Origin of the sequence: Burkholderia sp. Ac-20392 (genome assembly GCF_017104585.1) — a bacterium.
Taxonomy (GTDB): Bacteria; Pseudomonadota; Gammaproteobacteria; order Burkholderiales; family Burkholderiaceae; genus Burkholderia; species Burkholderia lata.
The window spans coordinates 1-21631 of sequence record NZ_JAAGPB010000100.1; the positions used below are offsets into that span (position 1 = coordinate 1).

At 61.9% G+C, this 21631-nt stretch carries 15 protein-coding genes and 3 pseudogenes; 14 read left to right on the forward strand and 4 right to left on the reverse strand.

Features of this window, described 5'->3' with window-relative positions:
* The first annotated feature begins 421 nt into the window (after positions 1–421).
* From G3N99_RS14395 to G3N99_RS14405, 4 genes are all read left to right on the forward strand, one after another.
* Positions 422–1530, forward strand: a protein-coding gene (locus G3N99_RS14395; RefSeq protein ID WP_206122709.1) for an IS3 family transposase whose coding sequence is annotated in 2 segments (ribosomal slippage) — positions 422–680 and positions 680–1530 — 1110 coding nt in all. Because the reading frame shifts where the segments join, the coding sequence is not laid out codon by codon here.
* 468 nt (positions 1531–1998) lie between these two features.
* A complete protein-coding gene (locus tag G3N99_RS41885; RefSeq protein WP_241011637.1) occupies positions 1999–2112 on the forward strand; it encodes a fimbrial protein in 114 nt (37 codons plus the stop codon).
* Positions 2113–2287: 175 nt separating this feature from the next.
* The gene (locus G3N99_RS14400) at positions 2288–2485 is read left to right on the forward strand and encodes a hypothetical protein (protein WP_206122710.1); all 198 of its coding nucleotides are present in this window, start codon (positions 2288–2290) and stop codon (positions 2483–2485) included.
* Between the two features lie 187 nt (positions 2486–2672).
* Positions 2673–5330, forward strand: a complete 2658-nt coding sequence (locus tag G3N99_RS14405; RefSeq protein ID WP_206122711.1) for an ESPR-type extended signal peptide-containing protein — start codon at positions 2673–2675, stop codon at positions 5328–5330.
* A gap of 222 nt (positions 5331–5552) precedes the next feature.
* Here the strand turns inward: G3N99_RS14405 and G3N99_RS14410 are convergent.
* From G3N99_RS14410 to G3N99_RS14420, 3 genes and pseudogenes are all read right to left on the reverse strand, one after another.
* A pseudogene (locus tag G3N99_RS14410) lies at positions 5553–6657 on the reverse strand (IS3 family transposase).
* 65 nt (positions 6658–6722) lie between these two features.
* Entirely contained in the window at positions 6723–6905 is a 183-nt protein-coding gene (locus tag G3N99_RS14415) for a hypothetical protein (protein WP_206122712.1), read from the reverse strand.
* A 130-nt stretch (positions 6906–7035) separates the two neighbouring features.
* The gene (locus G3N99_RS14420; protein ID WP_174945299.1) at positions 7036–7926 is read right to left on the reverse strand and encodes a LysR substrate-binding domain-containing protein; all 891 of its coding nucleotides are present in this window, start codon (positions 7924–7926) and stop codon (positions 7036–7038) included.
* 231 nt (positions 7927–8157) lie between these two features.
* On the opposite strand from G3N99_RS14420, the gene eno reads away from it, so the two are divergent.
* Positions 8158–9495 (forward strand): phosphopyruvate hydratase, encoded by a 1338-nt coding sequence (gene eno, locus G3N99_RS14425; protein ID WP_174945343.1) that lies wholly within the window; start codon positions 8158–8160, stop codon positions 9493–9495.
* A 34-nt stretch (positions 9496–9529) separates the two neighbouring features.
* Here eno and G3N99_RS14430 read toward each other — a convergent pair.
* Positions 9530–10690, reverse strand: a pseudogene (locus tag G3N99_RS14430) (IS3 family transposase).
* 370 nt (positions 10691–11060) lie between these two features.
* Here G3N99_RS14430 and G3N99_RS14435 point away from each other — a divergent pair.
* From G3N99_RS14435 to G3N99_RS14475, 9 genes and pseudogenes are all read left to right on the forward strand, one after another.
* On the forward strand, positions 11061–11633 hold the full coding sequence (locus G3N99_RS14435) for a hypothetical protein (RefSeq protein WP_206122713.1): 573 nt from the start codon (positions 11061–11063) through the stop codon (positions 11631–11633).
* 219 nt (positions 11634–11852) lie between these two features.
* Positions 11853–12092, forward strand: a pseudogene (locus tag G3N99_RS14440) (IS5/IS1182 family transposase); the annotation flags it as partial.
* 526 nt (positions 12093–12618) lie between these two features.
* Positions 12619–13815 (forward strand): FAD-dependent oxidoreductase, encoded by a 1197-nt coding sequence (locus G3N99_RS14445; protein ID WP_174943702.1) that lies wholly within the window; start codon positions 12619–12621, stop codon positions 13813–13815.
* Between the two features lie 33 nt (positions 13816–13848).
* Complete coding sequence (locus G3N99_RS14450) at positions 13849–15840, forward strand: hypothetical protein (protein ID WP_206122714.1); 1992 nt, start codon at positions 13849–13851, stop codon at positions 15838–15840.
* Between the two features lie 213 nt (positions 15841–16053).
* Entirely contained in the window at positions 16054–17583 is a 1530-nt protein-coding gene (locus G3N99_RS14455; protein WP_206122715.1) for a ferritin-like domain-containing protein, read from the forward strand.
* A gap of 9 nt (positions 17584–17592) precedes the next feature.
* Entirely contained in the window at positions 17593–19029 is a 1437-nt protein-coding gene (locus G3N99_RS14460) for a hypothetical protein (RefSeq protein ID WP_206122716.1), read from the forward strand.
* Positions 19019–19882 carry a hypothetical protein gene (locus tag G3N99_RS14465; protein ID WP_206122717.1) on the forward strand — a complete coding sequence of 288 codons (864 nt, stop codon included), beginning with the start codon at positions 19019–19021 and terminating at the stop codon, positions 19880–19882. The genes G3N99_RS14460 and G3N99_RS14465 overlap by 11 nt, the downstream gene beginning before the upstream one ends.
* Entirely contained in the window at positions 19872–21284 is a 1413-nt protein-coding gene (locus tag G3N99_RS14470; RefSeq protein WP_206122718.1) for a radical SAM protein, read from the forward strand. Before G3N99_RS14465 ends, G3N99_RS14470 begins: the two co-directional genes overlap by 11 nt.
* A partial coding sequence (locus tag G3N99_RS14475; RefSeq protein ID WP_206122719.1) for a tryptophan 7-halogenase occupies positions 21281–21631 on the forward strand: 351 nt, incomplete at its 3' end. The genes G3N99_RS14470 and G3N99_RS14475, both read left to right, overlap by 4 nt.

The following is a 21631-nucleotide window of genomic DNA, read 5'->3' on the forward strand; positions in this document are numbered from 1 at the left end:
GCGAACGCACGGCCGACCAGTGCGCGGCGGCCGACGGACGACAGCGTCGCGAGCACGGCGAGGCCGGTGGCGCCGGCGAACAGCAGATGTCTGCGGGTGGGCATGATGGGCTCCTGGCGGCAGGTCCTGAAAATATGCGCCCATCGTAGTTAGTGGCCGGTGTCGAAGTCCTCACGGAAAGTTAAATGAATTGTGATTGTTTTCTGAGTGATCCGGCTAGGTCCATTGAAGTCCGTCAAAGCCACGTCTGGCAAGGGTTTGCGGGGAATTAATGGTCCGCCAAGTTCCGCGGAAATCACCCACGAGCCGCAACTTTTTAGTGTTTTTTTAGTGTTTGCGATGTGGGTTAGGCTTGACCTGCCCCCTACAAACAGGGCCAGCCGGAGTCTAGTAAAGTTCGTTTTCGGAGAAGAAGACGAACATGAAGAAGCGCTTTACGGAACAGCAAATCATCGGGTTTCTGAAGGAAGCCGAGGCCGGTATGCCGGTCAAGGAACTGTGCCGGAAGCACGGGTTCAGTGATGCGTCGTTCTACACCTGGCGTGCGAAGTTTGGCGGCATGGAAGTCTCGGAAGCCCGCCGGCTCAAGGATCTCGAGGTGGAGAATGCCCGGCTGAAGAAACTGCTGGCCGAAGCAATGCTCGATATGGAAGCGTTGAAGGTCGTGGTCAAGGGAAAGCCCTGAGCCCGCAAGCCAAACGCGAAGCAGTGTCGGCGATTCGGGAGAGGGTCAACATCTCTGAGCGCCGCGCTTGCCGGCTTGTCGGGCTTTCTCGCAGCGTGCTGCATTACGACGCGAAGCCGGACCACGAGAATGAGGTGCTAGCGGCGTGTCTGGTGGAGTTGGCGCACGAACGTCGTCGATTCGGCTACCGGCGACTGCACGCCCTGATGGAACGCGAAGGCACACACGCCAATCACAAGCGCATCTATCGCCTGTACCGTGAGGCAGGGTTGGCTGTGCGACGCCGTCGCAGGCACCACGGCGTAATGATTGAGCGCGAGCAACTGGCATTGCCGGGCGCACCCAACGAGGTGTGGTCAATCGATTTCGTGATGGACGCGCTTTCCAACGGCCGGCGCGTGAAGTGCCTGACCGTCGTCGACGACTTCACGAAAGAGGCTGTCGACATTGTCGTCGACCATGGCATCTCAGGTTTGTATGTCGCTCGGGCATTGGACCGTGCAGCTCGCTTCCGTGGCTATCCCAAGGCGGTGCGAACAGACCAGGGACCCGAATTTACGAGCCGTGCGCTTGACCAGTGGGCGTATGCGAACGGCGTCACGCTGAAGTTGATTCACGCGGGCAAGCCAACGCAGAATGCGTATATCGAATCGTTCAACGGCAAGTTCCGCGACGAATGCCTTAACGAGCACTGGTTCACGACGCTCGCGCACGCTCGGGTTGTCATCGCGGCATGGCGTCAGGACTACAACGAGCAAAGGCCGCACAGCGCACTGAACTACCTTGCGCCGTCAGAGTTTTCGGCGAAACATCGGGTAACCGCGGATGCTCCTGCCGCATTCTAGGAGTTGGTTTAAAGGGACTTTGCTAGAAGCCCATTGGCCCTATTGAAGGGGGCAAGTCAGCGGCTGCCTTGGCTGTAGTGCGCCGGCGACCGGATTTGCGAGAAAACGACGACGCAGGCGATATACGGTGGCGCAGTGAACGCCTAATAGCTGTGCTGCTCGTTCAGCCTGCTGTCGGGAAAGCACACCGTTGCCAAGCGGTCGAAGCACGGACGCAATCTTCGCTGCTCGAGCGGCCCGCTCTTCGATCGAAGTCATATGGATTCCTATAAATCTACGCGACTCGTGCGCTAGCAGTATTAAAGAACACGTGCAACGTGCTAGCAACGTTAGTGAACATTGGCCAAGTTTCTATTGCAAAAACGCAACGGCCAAGCAGCCACCAGAAAACTTCAAAAAGTCCCTGTTCGCCAAGGCTTCTTTGAGAGTTTCCGCTAGCAACGTTTCTGAACACGGCTAGCGCTAATAATGAACGCCTACAACAACATTCCACTGCGCGCCCGCTACATCCAGACCGGCAGCGCCGCGCCGACACCCGGACCGGCGAACACGTCGGTGACGTTCACGATCAACTACCAATGACGAATCCGCGTCGCCGCGGTCGCGAGATTCGGATTGGTCAGATGGGCGAAACGTCAAATGCGTCTTACACTTTTTTCCCATGACGACGAGCATCGTCCCCTCGCGCATCCGCGCGAACGGACGGCCTTCGATTCGAAAGCCGTTCGCTCGCCGGACCCACGTCGCCGGAAATCCCTTGTCGAAAACGAACCCCACCGAGCTGCATCGCAGCCTGCTCCTCTTCGCCGACCAGAGCGATGCACAGCGCCAGGTCTTCATCTCACAGATGAACAAGTACCTGCTCGCGTCGAGCAGCCAACGCAAGCAGCTCGTCGAGCAGTGGCGGCATCTGGTCGAACCGGCGATGCTGCCGCGTGACGCGCTCGGCGACTGAGCTGCGGCGCCTTTCATCCGACCCCGGTGTGTGCGCCTTCCGGCGGGCCGTCGCAGGTATCGCCGTCATTCGTCATACGCACGCTCGCCCCCGTCCGCAATCAAAATTCAGACTAATCAGATATTCAGGAATACTCCCCGAAAGGTACCTTAACCCCATCGATCAACTCACCGAAAATGGGTTAAACATGAACAAGGCTTATCGGGTCATCTGGAATGCAGTCACGGGTACGTGGACGGCCGTTTCCGAGCATGCACGCAGTCATCGCAAGGGTGCATCGCGCACGACGCGCGCCGCATCGATCGCACTGTGCGCCGCCGTCTCGGCCATCGCCTTCTCCGGCAGCGCATACGCCGCCGGCAACAGCGCGGTCGAGATCGGTGACAACGCCAGCGCCACGGCGGACGGCAGCGTCGCGATCGGCGAAAACGCCACGGTCGACGCCGCCGCGACGAACAGCGTGGCGCTCGGCGCCGGCAGCCTCGCGGACCGCGCGCAGAGCGTGTCGGTCGGCTCGGTCGGCAACGAGCGGCAGATCACGAACGTCGCGGCCGGCACGGAGGCCACCGACGCGGTCAACTTCGGGCAACAGACGAATACCGCGCAAAGCGTCGCGACAGCACTCGGCGGCGGCGCGTCGGTCGCGCCGAACGGTGCGATCCTCTCGCCGACCTACACGCTCGGCGGCACCGACTATCATTCCGTGGGCGATGCGCTCAGCGGCCTCGACACGCGTGTCACCAGCGTCGAGAACATCTCGGCCACCGGCAGCCCGTATCTCGCGGTGCGCAGCCCGACCGGCCCCGCTTCGGCGACCGGACAGTACGCGCTTTCCGTCGGCATGAGTACCCGCAGCACTGGCACCGGCTCGGTCGCCGTCGGCTCGAACGCGAGCGCGTTGTCCAACGGTGCGATTGCGATCGGGCAGAACGCCCGTGCGACCGCCAACAACGGCTCGGCCTTCGGCTATCAGGCCGTGGCTTCCGGCGACAACGCGACCGCGTTCGGCACGAACAGCTCGGTGACGGCCACCAATGCGGTCGGCCTCGGCAACAACGCGACGGCGGCCGCGAACAATTCGGTTTCCCTCGGCTCTCGCGCGAAGGTCGCAGCCGGCGCGAACAATTCGATGGCGCTCGGACAGGGTGCAACGGTGAACGCCGCCGCGACCAACTCCGTCGCGCTTGGCGCTGGCTCGGGCGTGTCGCGCGCCAACACGGTATCAGTCGGTGCGACCGGCAGCGAACGCCAGATCGCGAACATGGCGGCCGGTACGGCGTCGACCGACGCGGTGAACGTTTCGCAACTCCAGGGCGTGACGAACGCGCTCGGCGGCGGCGCGTCGATCGATCCGGCCACCGGCGCCCTGATCGCGCCGAGCTACACGATCCAGGGCAACGCACCGGTCAACAATGTCGGCGACGCACTGTCGCTCGTGGACGGTGCGCTCACGCAGAACGCGAGCGACATCACGACTGTCAGCAACAACCTGACCCAGCTCGGCGACACGGTCACGACGATCGGCGACCACGTCACGCAGCTCGACGGCCGCGTGACGACCAACGAAACGAACATCACGAACCTGCAGCAGCAGATCAGCAACGGCACGGTCGGTCTCGTGCAGCAGGCCGGCGCAGGCGCCGACCTCACGGTGGGCGCCGGCACCAACGGCGCGCGCGTGAACTTCGCCGACCAGAACGGCAATGCGCGCGCGCTCGCCAACGTCGCGAACGGCGTGGCCGACAGCGACGCGGTGAACGTGGCACAGCTGAAGGCCGCGCAAGGCCAGATCGGCGACCTCGACCAGCTCGCGGCGAAGTACGACGACGCGTCGCAGGCCTCGATCACGCTCGGCGGCGCGAACGGCACGCAGATCCACAACGTCGCGGACGGCACGGCCGATACCGACGCGGTGAACGTGTCGCAGTTGAAGAACTTGCAGGCGCAGCTCGGCGACGTCGGCACGCAGCTCGGCGGCGCGGTGATGTACGACCGTCTCGCCGACGGTTCGGTCAACCTCGGGTCGGTCACGCTGGGTGGCGCGGGCAGCGCGGCGGTCACGCTGACCAACGTCGCGAACGGCGCGATCAACGCGTCGAGCACGGACGCGGTGAACGGCAGCCAGCTCTATGCGCTGCAGACGCAAGTCGACGACATCAGCGGCCGCATCGGCCCCGGCACGGCGCCCCCGGGCAATGGCAGCGGCTACTTCGACGGCACCGACGTGTCGAAGGATGCGGCGGCCACGACACCCGTCTACGCGGGCAACGGCGCAGGGAATACGGCGGGCGGCTCGAACGCATCGATCGCGGACGGCGTGAATGGCGCCACCGCGCTGGGCGCGAATGCGAGCGTGACGGCCGAAAACGCGGTGGCGCTCGGCGCGGGCTCGATGGCCGATCGCGCGAACAGCGTGTCGGTCGGCGCGGCCGGCAGCGAGCGGCAGATCACGAACGTCGCCGCCGGCACCGCACCGACGGACGCCGCGAACGTGCAGCAGGTGAACGACGCGCTGAAGTCGGCGAACAGCTACACCGACAGCTCGGTCGGCGCGCTGAGCAGTTCGATGAACCAGCGTTTCGACGACGCGAACCGCGCGATCAACCAGGTCGCGAAGAACGCGTACGCGGGTATCGCGGCCGCGATGGCGATGCCGAACATGACGCCGTCGGGCCCGGGCAAGACAATCGTCGCGGCGGGCGGCGCGACCTACAAGGGCGGCAGTGCAGTAGCAGCCGGCGCGACGTATCGCTCGCGCAACGGCAACTGGCTGGTGAACGGCGCCGTGTCGGTCACGTCGATCGGAGACGCAGGCGTACGTGCGCAAGTGGGCTACGAGTTCTGATCGCCCCGGTTGGCCCGGCAAGCCCGACATACCCGTGCCGGGCGGCCTTCCCCGCGTGCCATGTCTGTCGCGCGGGTTTGTTGGCGCGGCTGCCCTGACGGGCAGCCGCGTTCTTTATCTGCCTCTGCCTCTGCTTCCATTGCCGTCTCCGGCAGGCTGGCAATCAGCGCCCCGCTGACCTGCCCCCTTCAATAGGGCCAATGGGCTTCTAGCAAAGTCCCTTTAAACCAACTCCTGGAATGCGGCAGGAGCATCCGCGGTTGCCCGATGTTTCGCCGCAAACTCTGACGGCGCAAGGTAGTTCAGTGCGCTGTTGTAGTCCTGACGCCATGCCGCGATGACAGCCCGAGCGTGCGCGAGCGTCGTGAACCAGTGCTCGTTAAGGCATTCGTCGCGGAACTTGCCGTTGAACGATTCGATATACGCATTCTGCGTTGGCTTGCCCGCGTGAATCAACTTCAGCGTGACGCCGTTCGCATACGCCCACTGGTCAAGCGCACGGCTCGTAAATTCGGGTCCCTGGTCTGTTCGCACCGCCTTGGGATAGCCACGGAAGCGAGCTGCACGGTCCAATGCCCGAGCGACATACAAACCTGAGATGCCATGGTCGACGACAATGTCGACAGCCTCTTTCGTGAAGTCGTCGACGACGGTCAGGCACTTCACGCGCCGGCCGTTGGAAAGCGCGTCCATCACGAAATCGATTGACCACACCTCGTTGGGTGCGCCCGGCAATGCCAGTTGCTCGCGCTCAATCATTACGCCGTGGTGCCTGCGACGGCGCCGCACAGCCAGTCCTGCCTCACGGTACAGGCGATAGATGCGCTTGTGATTGGCGTGCGTGCCTTCGCGTTCCACCAGGGCGTGCAGTCGGCGGTAGCCGAATCGACGACGTTCGTGCGCCAACTCCACCAGACGCGCCGCTAGCACGTCATTCTCGTGGTCCGGCTTCGCGTCGTAATGCAGCACGCTGCGAGAAAGCCCGACAAGCCGGCAAGCGCGGCGCTCAGAGATGTTGACCCTCCCCGAATCGCCGACACTGCTTCGCGTTTGGCTTGCGGGCTCAGGGCTTTCCCTTGACCACGACCTTCAACGCTTCCATATCGAGCATTGCTTCGGCCAGCAGTTTCTTCAGCCGGGCATTCTCCACTTCGAGGTCTTTGAGCCGGCGGGCTTCCGAGACTTCCATGCCGCCGAACTTTGCGCGCCAGGTGTAGAACGACGCGTCACTGAACCCGTGCTTCCTGCACAGTTCCTTGACCGGCATACCGGCTTCAGCTTCCTTCAGAAACCCGATGATTTGCTGTTCCGTAAAGTGCTTCTTCATGTTCGTCTTCTTCTCCGAAAACGAACTTTACTAGACTCCGGCTGGCCCTGTTTGTAGGGGGCAGGTCAATCGAGAACGCACCCGCTGGAAGCCCGCTCGAGCAGCTCAAGCCCGAAGTCAAAAACCTTCGGTCCTTTAACGAGTTCGCCAGCTTGTTCCACCACGACGCGCAGGGCAAGATTCCGCGCCGGAGCGTGACAGATGGGGAACTGCATCCCTTCGCGAAGCAGGCTATGGCGTTCGTTCACCTTGGCTCAATGAACTGATGCCCGCCGCTTACAGCCAGGAAAGCACTGCGCTCGCGGTATTACAGGACGCTGCTGGCACTCTTGTGAACGCCTGCAGTTGCAGCCGTTGGGGAATGTAACGTGGCTTCCCCTAATTAGAAAGATCGCTGGTCAATCTTGAGTCGTCCGCACGCAAGCGTTCGCAAAGCCACGAAATGAACGTGGGCAGTTTGTCCGGTAATGCACGGCCTGGAGCCGTCAGCGCCATCAAGCCAAAAGGCAGTTCTGTAAACCCCCACGGTGCAACGAGCAGGCCCTTGGTCAACTCTCGTTGGATCAATCGACGTTCGACGAGCGCGACGCCCAGTCCTGAGAGGGCCGCCTCGATACACAGATGTGTATGAGGGAATGCGATTTGCCCACCCATTCCAATCGGAGTCCCATTCTGCAGCTCCCAATTTGTCCATGCGCTCGACGTGAAGTCGTGAGTAATTTTGATCCCCGTGTGGGCGACCGATGCATATTCGGGTGTGCAGACGGGGCCAAAGCATACCGGAGCTAACCTCACGGCCCTTTCACGATCGACCTGCGGATACGACGTGAGGTCCCAGACAATCACCACATCTGCGCCTTCCGTTCTAATTTCGCGCGCCGAGGTCATCGAGAGACGAATCCGCACATCGGGTTGCATTCGATAGAAATCGGCGAGATTGGGTACGAGCCATCGCATCGCGAAGGTCGCGCTACATGCCACATGGAGGCCAGTATCGTGCAATTGCGCGCGTAGCCGTTCGTAATCACGTTCGAGCTGTTCGAACATGGGCGCGACGAGTGTGAAGAGCGCCTCACCATGCTGGTTCAGCTTGAGGCCGGTTCCCTCCTTCGCAAAGAGCGCCGCGCCAAAGTGCTCCTGTAGCAGCTTTAATTGGCGGCTCACTGCGCCGTGCGTTCGACATAACTCTGCAGCCGCCTTGGTGACCGATCCCAGTCTCGCCGTCGCCTCGAAAGCACGCAGTAAAGAAAGCGGTGGAAGGTTCCGCATGATCAAATTTATTAGTCAAAAAAGCTGACGGATATAACAAAAAAAGTCGCTTTTTGAATGGTACTCCAGACATGTATCGTTGCAGTCAACGGAGCAAAAATTTCCTTTCCTGTTAGGGCGATCGCAGGGCAAATCACCTTGTTTCCGGTGAAATCGAGACTCTACGGCAAGAATTTTCGCGTCGTCGGAAATGGTCATATTCGACAATTTTTATCATATAGGGATCTCACCATGAAGCCATGCCAGCAAATCTCCAATGTCGAGGCCTGGGAAGTTCTGGATAGCAGAGGCAACCCGACCGTGGCGGTCGAAATCACCCTCGATGACGGAGCCAGAGGCGGCGCGATGATTCCGTCCGGCGCCTCGACAGGCGAGCACGAAGCTGTCGAGTTGCGTGACGGCGACAAGAATCGTTATCAGGGAAAAGGGGTGCGTGCGGCGGTACATGCGGTTAATACCGAACTTCGTACCCTGCTGACGGGCCTTGATGCATCGGATCAGACCGCTATCGACATGGCGATGATCGATCTCGACGGCACCAGGAACAAGGGGCGTTTGGGTGCCAACGCCATACTTGGCTGTTCATTAGCCGTCGCCAATGCGGCAGCGGCCCGTCGGGGCGAGCCCCTGTTTCGTTATCTCGGTGGCCTCCAGGCAAGCGTGTTACCCGTACCCATGATCAACATCCTCAATGGCGGTGCTCACGCAGACAATCCGCTGGACTTTCAGGAATTCATGATTGCACCGCTGAGCGCACCGTCGTTTGCCGAGGCCGTACGTATGGGGGCCGAAGTTTTTCACACGTTGCGTGCGGCACTAAAGCAGCAGGGCTTCAACACGAATGTCGGCGACGAGGGGGGATTTGCGCCAGCAATTCGCTCGGCGCAGGAGGCGCTTGACCTCGTGATGGCGTCAATCGAAGTCGCCGGTTATCGACCCGGCGCCGATATCGCGCTGGCAATCGATCCCGCGGCCAGCGAGTTTTTCAAGGACGGGCGTTACGTCTATCAGGGAGAAGGTGTCGAGCGCAGCGCCGAGGAGCAGGTCGAATACCTGTCCCGACTCGTAGATGCCTATCCAATTGTGTCGATTGAAGATGGCGTCGCGGAAAACGACATGCCAGGTTGGCAGTTACTGACAACGACGCTCGGTGGGCGTTGCCAACTCGTCGGCGATGACGTGTTCTGCACCAGCCCGGCACTTCTAAAGAACGGTATCGAAGCGTCGATCGCCAATGCGATCCTGGTGAAAATGAATCAGATCGGCACGTTGTCAGAAACGCTGGAAGCAGTACGCGTGGCGCATGACGCGAGCTACCGCGCGGTGATCTCGCATCGCTCCGGAGAAACCGAGGATGTGAGTATTGCCGACCTGGCCGTTGCTACGGGATGCGGCCAGATCAAAACTGGATCGCTATCGCGCGCCGATCGTACCGCAAAATACAACCGGCTGATTCGCATTGAGAGAGTGCTCGGCAATCAAGCTTGCTACGCCGGTGCAAGCGCATTTGCGAATTCACCTGCGTGTGCGGTTGCTGATCAAAGCACGTTTCAGCCAGCAGCACGCTGACAGTCCATGTCGCGTTGGAGAGAAACTGTAGTGGTCAACTCATCCCGGACACTGCGTTAAGTTTTTCTTCCGCGGCTGCCGGCGCCAGTCCGTCATTGAACTGATGCGGCCGTATCCAGTTGTACCGGTGCATCAGGTAGTGGCTGATATCCCGGTGTGCTTCTTGAGCCGACATGTAACCCACTGACGGCAGCCATTCCGTCTTGAAGCTGCGGAACAGCCTTTCCATCGGGGAATTGTCCCAACAATTTCCACGGCGGCTCATGCCCTGCCGTATCCGATATCGCCACAGCCGCTGACGGAGTTTCCGGCTTGCATACTGGGCGCCCTGATCCGAGTGGAACAGCAATCCTTGCGGCCGGCCTCGCTGCTCATAGGCCATCTCCAGCGCCTGCACGACCAGATCGGCATCCGGGCGCGTCGAGAATGCCCAGCCAACAACTCGCCGCGTGAACAGGTCGAGCACCGCCGCCAGATAATGCCAACGACCTTGCGCCCAGACGTAAGTGATGTCGCCACACCAGACCTGATTCGGCGCAGCAACCTCAAACTGACGGTTGAGATGGTTCGGGATATCGATCCGCTCTACCGTCGCCTGCTTGTACGCATGGCTGCCCGGCTGCTTGCAAATCAATCCCAGCTCTTCCATCAAACGACTGACCTTGAAGCGGCCAATTGCCGTGCCTTCCTCTTGCATCATGCCCATGATGCTGCGGCTACCAGCAGAGCTTCGGCTCTCAACGAACAGCTCGTGTACCCGGCTACGCAGGGCCATGCGCTCGGCGTCAACGCGCTGGGCACGCTCCCGGTATGCATACAGGCAGGATCGCGATACGTCGAATACTGTGCAGATCAGTTCGACCGATTCGCTTGCGCCAATCTGATCAATTACTTCGTACGTTCGATGCCTTCCGACATCAAGAGCGCGGTAGCCTTTTTTAAAATGGCCTTCTCACGCTCGAGGCGTTCGATACGCGCCTCGAGTTCCTGAATACGCTGTTGATCCGGCGTAATTGCCTTGCCCTGCGGCGTGACGCCTTGGCGCTCCATCTGAAGGCTGCACCCAGCGACGCAGCACCGTCTCGCCGACACCGACCGAGCGGCTTGCCTCCATATGGCTATAGCCCTGGTCGAGCACCAGACTGGCGGCTTGCTGTTTGAACTCCGGGGAAAACGTACGTCGTTGCTTGCTCATCAGACACCTCTTCATAGCGATCATTCTCGCCTAAATCAGTGTCCGGATTCATTAGACCACTACACTTCGCATTTGTTGGCTCAGCTTCGCATCCCATTCATGACTCGATCGGACAATTCGATAGTTTCTCAAACTGTGCTCTCCTGTTTCTTGTCACAGACCACTAATTATGTCGAATCCGCTTCGCGTCAACTCTAACTCTTTAGTTCAGGACCACTCGCATGCGGCGCCTGGTCATGATTCGGCAACGCTGCCTAATGCAACGCCTTCCAGATTTGCCGATGACCGGTTTGCACAGCTTCGTAGCAAGCCGACCACATCTCGACCACCCAGTAAGCCCGGCCTTGCGATGAGACGAGGAGCCGGTCTGATGAACTTGCAAAGCCTGGCAAAACCGGACCCCATGTTGTCCACAGAAAATGGTGTGACTCAGCTAATGCCTCTTCCAATCGAAAATAATGGTCCACCTTCTAAGGCATCGCCCCTAAAAATGGATCCCTCGTTTTCCGGAGAAGAGCAAGGAAAAGTATTTGGAAATAACGTGAATGTTCAGTATTTGAACGAGGCTCAACGTAACGAACTTAAAGTGAAAGTCGAGAACGGGAAGATCACCGGATCTGACGGACAATGCTTGGATACACGCGACGTGATTTCCGAGGTCGCTGAGGACAACCATCGTGCTATTTATGTGATGGATAAGAGTGGGGAGCTCTATATTTCAAAATTTAAAGCAAAGGGCTTCTTCCAGCACTCCAGTTTTTTGAGTGGTGGGGAAGCTCTTGCTGCGGGTTATATCGAAATTCACGATGGAATTATAAAAACACTTTCACGAAAAAGCGGTCACTATAAGCCAGCGCCAGAAAATCTGAATGAAGTTATGTTGCGCTTGAGAAGTCTTGGCGCACAAGTTCACGCAGACTTTCGTATCGACAACAAAATATAGCCTTGGATTGCATCTCTTCGGGCCGCATTCCCCGGCGCTTGCGACGTAGGTCTACTTCGTTTTGATGCCGAGGTGCTCAAGGGGCGTTGTTGCATAATTCGTCAGACCTGAAAAACCTGAGGGGGCCCTACGTGGCGAGGAATTGCGGATGATCGTTGGGTGATCGAACTCCCGGAAAGGATATCGATCTGATTCAAAACCTGGGAGTTCGAGGACGCGATGACCGACGATTTCTTCCCTAGCCGACTGGATACCATGATCGATCTGCACCACCCGTTCGCGGTGCTCGCGACACGCATGCCATGGGCGCAGATCGAAGCATCGGTCGCACCGCTGTTTGCTCATCGCGATCGGGCGGGAGTGGTCACCGAAGGAATTGATCTGTTTGGCACGGCGCCGCAGCTTGCCGGTGCCGGAGTGAGCACGGCCGGCAGGCCACGCTTGCGGATTCGGCTCATGCATCGACAGTTGGAACAGATGGCGACCTACCCGACGATCCGGCTCGCCCTGCGCGTCATTTTGCTGACGATGGTGCGCAAGAGCGAATTGATCGAGGCAACGTGAGATCAAGCAGCTTTTGACGCTGCGGCTACCGGCCTGATCAAACCTGGACTCGATGTCTACGGCCCGGGCGATTGGAGCATCCTTATCGATCCCGTCCGAGGTCACGTACCCCACGTACATCGGCCACAAGAACATAAGAAGAAACCCTGATTCGCGACGCGCCGCGATTGAGATCTCAACCTCCTGTCAGGATTGCCAGCTTGCTCACATACCGTCGCTCGCATGTAATTCGACCGCAGCGACTCGCTGAGCGTGAGACGGACGACGACGCGTCACCAACCATGAAAATGGCGTCATCCATTCCGTTTTTCAAAGCCTCCCAGAAGTTCGACTTAGCGACTCGGCCATTGCTGCATCAATCGGGACCGTGATCTCGCGGATCGCTGTAATCGATGTGCTTCCGGATGCCCTGGAGCCCCACATGCACGACGCAACGCATCGCTATGACGTTATCGTTGTCGGCGGAGGGCCCATGGGCCTGTCGACCGCCTACCATCTCGGCAAGCGCAAGGCCAGGACGCTGGTGCTCGAGCAGTTCACCTTCGTGAACCAGCTTGGCAGCTCGGCCGGCGTGTCGCGCCAGTTCCGCATTCCCTATCCCGACGCCTACATGGTCAAGCTGGTCAAGCAGTCGATCCCCTATTGGGACGAGTTGCAAGGCTTGACGCCGCAGCCGCTCATGGACACGGTCGGCACCTTGTGGTTCGGCGATCCGTCGGTCAAGTCGACAGAGGGCAATATCCCCGCCGCCGAGCAAGCGCTGAAGGCCGAAGGGGTTGCCTATGAAACGCTGGATGCGCACGAGTTGGAGAAGCGTTTTCACTTTCGCAATCTGCCGTCGACGTATACGGGACTCTTTCAGGCCCAGGGCGCCAGCATCGATCTCGCGGCCACGCAGCGGACGCTGCTCGACTGGAATCAGCGCTCTCCCTTCGTGCAGCTGCTGCAGGAGGCGCCGGTCATCGGCATCGAGCGTCGGCAGGGCCTCTTTGAAGTGAAGACGCCGCTTGGGACCTTCAGTGCCGAAAAGCTGGTGCTGACGCCGGGCCCCTATGCCGACGACGTGTTCAGGCTGCTGGGGTTCCGTATCGCGGCGACCTACTGGAACATGGCCTCGGCCTACTACCGCAAGACCCGGCCGGATATCCAGTACCCCACGTGGTTCGTTTTCCAGAACCCGGTGGGCGACAACGGCAACCAGTTCTACGGCTTCCCGGAGGTCGCCTGGAATTACCCGGGCTATATCCGTGTCGCGTCCGATTTCGTCCTCGCGCCGCTGACGTCCCCGGATCAGCGCACACCCATTCCGAATCCCCGGGAGCTCGCGTTCACGGCCGAGTGGGTCGGCGAGCACATGGAGGGTCTCGAGCCGGTTCCGCGCTTCACGTCGACCTGCCTCGTCGCACTCAGCAAGATCGCGAACAAGGAACTGCTGATCGACTTCGCGCCCGACTATGTGCCGAACCACCGCGACATCGTCATCTATGCGACCGGCTGGGCCGGAAAGTTCGTTCCGCTGCTGGGCGAAATTCTTTGCCAGCTGACCCTCGACGGTCACACCCCATTCGACATCTCGCACTTCTCCACCGGTAGCCGCTATTTCAACAAGCTGGCCTGAGCACAGGCCGCGCATCTACGGGAGCAGGACACCATGGCAAGCAAGACCTATTCGATCTTCGGGTGTGGTGCCGCCGGTCTATACACGGCCTGGCGACTGTTGAATGGCCAGGCGCGAGCGGGGGGCGATCCGAACCGGCAGTTGCAGCAGGGCGACGTCCTGGAACTCTTCGACTGGGGCAAGTACGATTTTTCGAAGGAATTTCATGGCACCCGCGCACCCGGTGCCCGGGTCTGCACCTGGCACTACCAGAACAATCCCGACAATTCGTACCTCGAGTTGGGCGGCATGCGCTATTCGCAATGGAACGGCCAAAACGACGGTAAAGCGCAGGGCCACCGGCTGGTCACGACGGTGATCGCCAAGCTCGGGCTCGACCGCTATGCCGTGCCGTTCAACGAATCGAGCGATCCCCTCTACTACCTGCGCGCCAGGAATCTCTATCAAAGCGATATTTCCTCGCGCAATCCGGCGCCGTACGCGGCCAACAACTTTGGTGCTTCGACCACGCCCGACCAGGGCTTCGCCGTCGTCGAAGCGGTGTCGGTCACGAGCACCAGTGGTCCGGGCACGCGCAAGCAGTGGGACGCGTTTTATCAGCAGGGCCGCATCACGGCCGAACTGCCGTCGAGCTCCATCTTCCAGAAAGGCGATTTGCTCAAGGACATCGGCTACTGGAACCTGATGTACGACCAGCTCGGCTCGGAAGGCTATCAGTACGCCGCGGACGGCAACGGATACTCGTCCAACGTGATCAACTGGAATAGCGCGGTCGCCTTCGAGGCGAACAACGAATTCACGCCGGGCAATCAGTACATGACGCTGACGACCGGCTACTCGGGCATGTTTCACGCATTGTTTGCGGCCATCGAGCAGTTGGCGACGCAGCGAGGCGTCACGCTTCAGTATTACCCGGACCAGCGGCTGCGCTCCATCCATGTCGAGAACGGCGTCGTCCAATACACGATCGCGACGCGGGAGGATCCCTACCGGGAGGCCGCCCGTCGGACCACGGCGGCCGCCTGGCTGGCCATGCCGCGCGCGGCGCTCGAACAGGTTGCCCAGGGCTCCCGCTACGACGATCGGGGCGGGCTGGACGTCCTGAACGACCGGAAGGTCAAGCTCTATCTCGAGTCGGCGATCATGCAGCCGTCTTACAAGGTCGGCATGTTCTTCGAGAAGGAATGGTGGTTGGACCCGGCTACGCCCTATCCGCCCAAGATCAACGGCTATGAAGTAACGGATGCCGTGATCGCGTCGCTCAAGGAGCAGGACTTTCCGCCGGTGTTCGTGCAGGCGATGTCCGCTTCGGACACGATCCTGAATGTCCAGTTCGCGAGCGCCGACGCGCTGGTCAAGGCCGTGGAAGAAGCGGCCGGCGAGCGGATGACCATCAAGCAGGAAACGTTGCTGCTCTTCGTCGCAAAGCGCAACACCATGGGGCCGAGCGTGACCGACACGCCGATCCGCATGGTGGTGTACTTCGGCAATAACGCGGCTGACAGGAATGCAAAGCCGGTCTACGGCCTGCTGGCCTCCTACGACGACGAGACCTTCACGACGTTTTGGCGCGAGCTGGAGCTCGGGCCGAACGAAGAGCGGCATGTGCCGATCGCCGACGATATCCAACCGCTGATCGGGCCGCGCAAGGTGCCCGACAGAATGGTCAAGATGCTGCGAAAGCAGCTGGCGGAATTGCATTTCGGGCCGAACTCGGACTTTGCGGACGTGCCCGAGCCGATCGAGGCGGCCTATGTCGACTGGTCGCTGCCGCCGTTCCGTGCGGGCTACCATGCGTGGGCCGCGCACTACGACGTTGCCGACGTCCAGCAAAAAATCCGCAAGCCGTCGCAGCTGATCGACGGCAAGGATGCGCCCATCTTCATCGTGGGGGAGTGCTACTCCAACGATCAGGCCTGGGTGGAAGGCGCCTATTGCACGGCGGAATCGGTGCTCAACGATTTCTTCGACATCGAGCCGTTGATCGACGATTCGGAATACCCGTTCATCTGCCAGCCAATCTGATTGTCCGGCGCATGCGGTTGCAGTTGAACGTGCCGCGGATCTCCACGGAAATCCGGCGCCCGTAAAGACGAGCGGGAGGGGTCGTGACGCGCCCGCTCGAGTGACCGCGCGCCTCGTCGAAAGACGTTTGGCGCGCATCAGTACCGAAATACCAGCCATTCCCTGCAGTACTGCACGACCCTCTATTTCAGACGTAGGTAATAAGGAGCGGCAATGCAATCTCTCAGACTGTGGCGGCATCTCGCGCCCGGCGGTTCATCCCCAGGGCGGCTTGCGCTTGGCAAGCGGGCCGCCGAAGGCCCTTCCACCAAGCCGGTGCTCAACAATGAGCTATCGACGCGCGACTACGTCACCTACCTGCTGTCCATCGACGCGGAAATCGAGCATTGCCTGATGGTGCAGTATCTGTACGCCGGCTATTCGCTGGGCGGGCCGCAGGTGCCGGAGGCGTTTCGCGACACGGTCCGCAATTGGCAGGAGACCATCCTCGGCATCGCCAAGGAGGAGATGGGCCACCTGATCACGGTGCAGAACGTGCTGCGCCTGATCGGCTCGCCCTTGCATTTCGAGCGTGACGATTACCCGTGGGATACGCCGTTCTATCCGTTCCCGTTCATGCTCGAACCGCTGACGCTGGATTCGCTCGCGAAATACGTTTATACGGAGGCGCCGCCCGACTGGGACGGCGGCGAGCTGGGCGCGGATATCCGCCGGCGCGTCGGCGAGCAGGCATCGAATCCTCATCAGGTCGCCGAGCTGTTCGATACGCTGATTCCGCTCGTCAGGGACCACCTGCCCGATGAGGTCTTCCAGGCCGACACCTACCGCTGCCAGGCGGATTTCGCCGAATGGGGACGCGGGTACAAGGGCGGCCACCGGGGCAACGGCGGCGGTCGCGCTCCAGGCGGAACGCCGGACGTGCTCGTGATGCCCGCCACCTCGCGCGACGACGCGGTGAACGCGCTGGATAAAATCGCCAAGCAAGGGGAGGCGCCCCACGGCAAGGATCCCTCGCATTTCGTGCGCTTCTTGCGGATCTATGTCGAGATGCTTGCGGTCGTCGAAGGCGAGCTGTGCGGCGTCGACACCTGGCTTGCCGCACGCCCCGGCGACTTTCTCGAGGAAGCGTGGACGGAAGCCTATCCGGCAGCGGCGGCCGATCTGCATGCGGCGCAGGTAGACGAAACCTGGCGGCCTTCGCGGCCCGTCGCGGTCAATCCCTACGTGGCGCTCGACCCCGAGTTCGAGCCGGAGCTGGGGGGCACACCCGTGACGCCGATCACCGAGCCGGTGACCCAGCTGTGGGCGTCGCTGTTCAACCTGCGCTACCGCATGCTGCTGCAGTACCTGATCCACAGCTTCACGCTCTACGGCGGGCTCAATGCGGCCGGGCAGTTCACGCCGCGCGGCACGATCGTCAATGCGGCGTTCGGCGAGATGTACAACCTGCGCGCGCTCTCGGAGATCCTGATGCAGTCGCGCGTGTCGGCTGAGCCGGACGCGTCGCTCGCGGGGCCGCCGTTCCAGATGCCCTATACGCTCAACAGCCCGTTCGGCGAGGCGAACCGCTGGCGCGGGCACCTCGATCTGCTCGCGGCCTCGGAGAACCTCGTGGTGGAGTTGCTGGCCAACACCGATGCCGGGCGCCATCCGTATTTGCTCAGTCTGCGCGAAGCCGACAGGAACCTGGCCGCCGTCGCCAGGCGCATCCTGTCCGGCGAAGTCGACCTGGCGCTACTCTAGGAGCCGCACATGCCGATACTGGAACTCCGGATTTTGCCGCCCGTCGCGGTCGGCAGGCTGGGCGCCGCGGCGACGCCGCTGGAAGCGTTCGACCTCGTCGTCGATCCCGACAACCCGCTCGACTTTCGACGCATCGTGCCGTGCACCACGCTGGAGGTGGATCCCGAAAGCGGCGAGATCGCGAAGGCCTATGTGCCCGACACGATTCGCTTCAAGGACGAGAACAGGAAGGTGCGGCCGGTCGCGCCCTTTCTCGAAGTGTTTGCGCGCACGAGCGAGGCGCCCCATACGCTGCAGCCGCTCACGCTGCAATTGCTCGCGGCGGAACAACTCGATCTCGACGCCCTGCATTGGGATATCCATCTGGGCAACATCAAGATCTACCGCCGCACCAACGACGCGAACGACAAGATCTACGCGAACCTGACCGGTCTCAAGGATCACGAGCGGCACGCGATGCTGGGCCATTGCGAGCATTTTCGTGCGGGGCGGCATCTTCCGCTCGGTCACGTCCAGTTCGTCAAGCCGACGGCGCAGTTCCCCGAGATCCGCCTGCGCTACACCCCTGCCGCCGGTGTCGTGTACGGCACGCGGCTGGTGCGCCGCACGTCGGACAAGGAACGCGAAAACGAGCTGAAGCCCGATCCCGTCATCGATCGCGACGATCTCCTGCTCTACGCCGAGACGCCGGGCAAGTGGCTCGGCTTCAGGGAGGCGGGCGGCCCCACGAAAGCGCATCCCGCGCCGACCAACCCCGCGCAGATTTTTGCCGGATACGCCGACAAGGATGGCAATCAAGTCAGCTGGGGCTATCTCGACGACGAATGCGACGGCCACGTGCAGGTCGTGCTGACGAGGGAGGACGGCTCCACGCTGCGCGCGCACGGCTATATCGGCGCCGGGCCGCCGGCCTATGCGCCCGATACCATGCCGGTGCGCGTGGTGTCCGACGAGATGGAGCAGATTCTCCAGGGCATCCACGTCCCGGAAGAGAGCGTATCGATCGACGAAGCCACGGAGATCGTCCTGCGTGCGCTCGAAACGATCCGCCTCATGAACACCGCCGTCATGAACGGCAACCCGGTCAACGGCAGGCTCAACGTCGCGAGCACGATGGTGCGGCAGAACACGGCCGACTTCGAGCGCTATTACGAGCCGATCGCCGCCGAATCGATCGTCGACAATCTCGCGCTGCGGGCGCTGCACGAGCGCGTGTTCAGCACGCTGGCGGCGGGTGGTGCGCCGTGGTTCGCCAGGCTGCTGCGCCAGCCCGAGGAGATCGGCGACCTGACCGCCGAGGGCCTGCGCAAGATGCCGGCCCTGATGCGCGGGGCGGATGGTCGCAGCCTGACGCTCACGCGCCGCCACATCAACCTGGTGATCAAGGCGGCGCGGGACGCGATGTTCGGACAACCTGATCCGAAGGGAGACAAGCATGTCGGTTAACGATCCGAACGTTCCGAAAGACCTCGAGCAGCCCGGCAACGGGGAGATCCGCGCGTCCAACCTGACCGCGCAGATTCACCATCGCGGCGTGGGCAACCCGGTCTCGGTGCTGCCGCGCACGGCGATTTCGAATTGCTTCCCGGGCCTGGAGTTCGATTTCCGCAATCTCTGGCGGCGCGCATTCGTCGGCATCACCCTGGTCGAGAACAATAACTACGTCATCGATGCGGAGCCGGGCTACGAGCATCTCAAGACGCGCCGCCTGCTGAGTTTCGACGGCCACAAGGTCGGCACGATGGTCCTCACGACAGGGCCGGTGCTGCCAGGCGGGGATCCCGTCACGCTGGCGAGCAAGCCCAATCCCAATGCGGTGTCGTTCATGGAGTGGTCGAACTCCATCGCCCGCATCGTGCATTTGCAGGGCAAGCCGGTCGAATGCGAATTCACGGCGCACGATGACGCCCTGGAGGAGGTGTACTACGACCACGGCAAAACCGAGACCCTGAAGGTGACGCTCACGCTGAGGCGCTTTTTCGAGGGCGACACCGCCAGCTTCAACCTCGAGATGCTGAAGCCGGGCGAGCTGACGCAAGGCCTCTGCGCGCCCTGGCAGAACGACTATCGCGAATGCGCGTGCTACTACTGGGCCGCGTCGCGACCGGACTTCGTCAATGTCGAGCCGGGCGACGACGGGCTGGCGCGCGGCGACATGTGGTTCGCCAAGCGCCGCACGGGCACGTACGTGCCGGACAATCGCGTCGACACGCGGCTGTGGTCCTACGACGATCTGTTCCGGTCCTGGCAGGAGGATCTGCAGTTCGTGATCCGTGGCAAGGATGCCGATGAAACCTGACCACGCCGTCGAGCCGCTCGCGCCGCTGGCGTCGGCGATGGCGGCGCGTATCGTCAAGGCGTCGCGCCCGCGGCATCCCGGGATCCACGTGGTCGAGGATGCGGCGGGCGCGCAACTGTTGCTCGTCAACGGAAGCCGCCTGTTTCATGTGCCGCACGATCTGCATGACGCGTTTCAGGCGGCGCTCGAGGACGGGGATGCGCAGGCCGTCGCTTCGCTGGTCGCGAGCCGCGGGCTCGACATGCGCCCGGCGATCGACGACCAGCCGTTGACCGAGATGCCGGTGCACGCGTTGTCGCTTGCCGTCGCGCAGAAATGCAATCTCGGCTGCACCTATTGCTACGCCCAGCAAGGGGAATTTGGCGGCAAGGCGAAGAACATGCCGCTCGAAACCGCGCTGGCGGCAGTCGACCTGCTGATCGAGCAGGCGAGCGAGGGCGGCAAGATCAATCTGGCCTTCATGGGCGGTGAGCCGCTCGCCAATCGCGCGGTGCTGCGCGCGGCGACTGTCCACGCGCGGGAGCGCGCCGATGCGCGTGGAATCAGATGCCAGTTTTCGGTGACGACGAACGGCAGCCTGCTGCAGGAAGATGACGGGGCGTTCTTCGAGGAGCACGGCTTCGCTGTCACCGTCAGCCTCGACGGCCCCGCGCCCGTGCATGACCGCTTGCGTCCGTTCAAGGGCGGCATGGGCTCGTTCGATCACATCGTCGAGCGCGTGACGCCGTTGCTGGCGCGCCAGCGGCGCATGCAGGTCTCGGCGCGCGTGACTGTCACGCCGTTCAATCTCGACTTGCCGAGCACGCTCGATACTTTCGTCGACATGGGGTTCCACAGCGTCGGCTTCTCGCCGCTGCTGCGCGCGTCGAACGGCCGCGCGGAAATGGGCCCGGACGACATGGCGGACATGCTGCAAGGGATGATCGCCTGCGGGCTCGCATTCGAGCAAAAGGTCATGCGCGGCGAGCGCTACCCGTTCTCGAACATGCAGAACGCGCTGCGCGAAATCCAGCGCGGCACGCACCGGCCGTACCCGTGCGGCGCAGGGGCCGGGTATCTCGGCGTCTCCGCCGATGGCGAGCTGGCGGCGTGTCACCGCTTCGTCGGCGACGAGGCCGGCGTCATGGGGCATCTCTCCACGGGCGTCGATCAGGCACGCCAGACGATCTGGCTCGCCGAGCGTCACGTGCACCAGCAACAGCCCTGCAATACATGCTGGGCGCGCTATCTTTGCGGCGGCGGATGCCATCACGAGGTCCTCGAGCGCGGACGCAGCGCGTGCGATTACATCCGCGGCTGGCTGCACTATGCAATCGGTGCGCACGGCAGGCTCGCGCGCTATGCGCCGGCCTGGTTTGCCGGTTCGCCTGGCGCGTCGGCTAGCGGTGCGGGAACGGCGTGACTCGCACGTTCGACATGCTCGTGACGGGCGCCGGTCCCGCCGGCCTGTGCGTGGCGCTGCGCTTGAACCAGCTCGGGCATCGCGTGCTGCTCGTCGAGCGAAGCCCGCTATGGCCTCGTCCGCAGATCGGGGAAGCGCTGACGCCGGGTGTCAGAAACATCATCGACTACCTCGACGCGAACGAGGTGCTCGAATCCGTTCCCCTCGTCGCCGGCAAGCCCACGCGCGTGCGCTGGACGAGCGAATCGATCGAGACGGTGGCGCACGAGGGCGCCGTCGTCGAGCGTGCCGCATTCGATGCGGCGCTGCTGCGCCTGGCCGTGGCGCGCGGCGTGGAAGTGCTGCGG

Coding starts and splice junctions, on each gene's coding strand:
- G3N99_RS14470 (WP_206122718.1), top strand. CDS start 19,872: ATGAAACCTGACCACGCCGTCGAGCCGCTCGCGCCGCTGGCGTCGGCG.
- G3N99_RS41885 (WP_241011637.1), top strand. CDS start 1,999: ATGAACGCCTACAACAACATTCCACTGCGCGCCCGCTACATCCAGACC.
- G3N99_RS14460 (WP_206122716.1), top strand. CDS start 17,593: ATGCCGATACTGGAACTCCGGATTTTGCCGCCCGTCGCGGTCGGCAGG.
- G3N99_RS14420 (WP_174945299.1), bottom strand. CDS start 7,926: ATGCGGAACCTTCCACCGCTTTCTTTACTGCGTGCTTTCGAGGCGACG.
- G3N99_RS14435 (WP_206122713.1), top strand. CDS start 11,061: ATGAACTTGCAAAGCCTGGCAAAACCGGACCCCATGTTGTCCACAGAA.
- G3N99_RS14450 (WP_206122714.1), top strand. CDS start 13,849: ATGGCAAGCAAGACCTATTCGATCTTCGGGTGTGGTGCCGCCGGTCTA.
- G3N99_RS14445 (WP_174943702.1), top strand. CDS start 12,619: ATGCACGACGCAACGCATCGCTATGACGTTATCGTTGTCGGCGGAGGG.
- G3N99_RS14465 (WP_206122717.1), top strand. CDS start 19,019: ATGTCGGTTAACGATCCGAACGTTCCGAAAGACCTCGAGCAGCCCGGC.
- G3N99_RS14405 (WP_206122711.1), top strand. CDS start 2,673: ATGAACAAGGCTTATCGGGTCATCTGGAATGCAGTCACGGGTACGTGG.
- eno (WP_174945343.1), top strand. CDS start 8,158: ATGAAGCCATGCCAGCAAATCTCCAATGTCGAGGCCTGGGAAGTTCTG.
- G3N99_RS14455 (WP_206122715.1), top strand. CDS start 16,054: ATGCAATCTCTCAGACTGTGGCGGCATCTCGCGCCCGGCGGTTCATCC.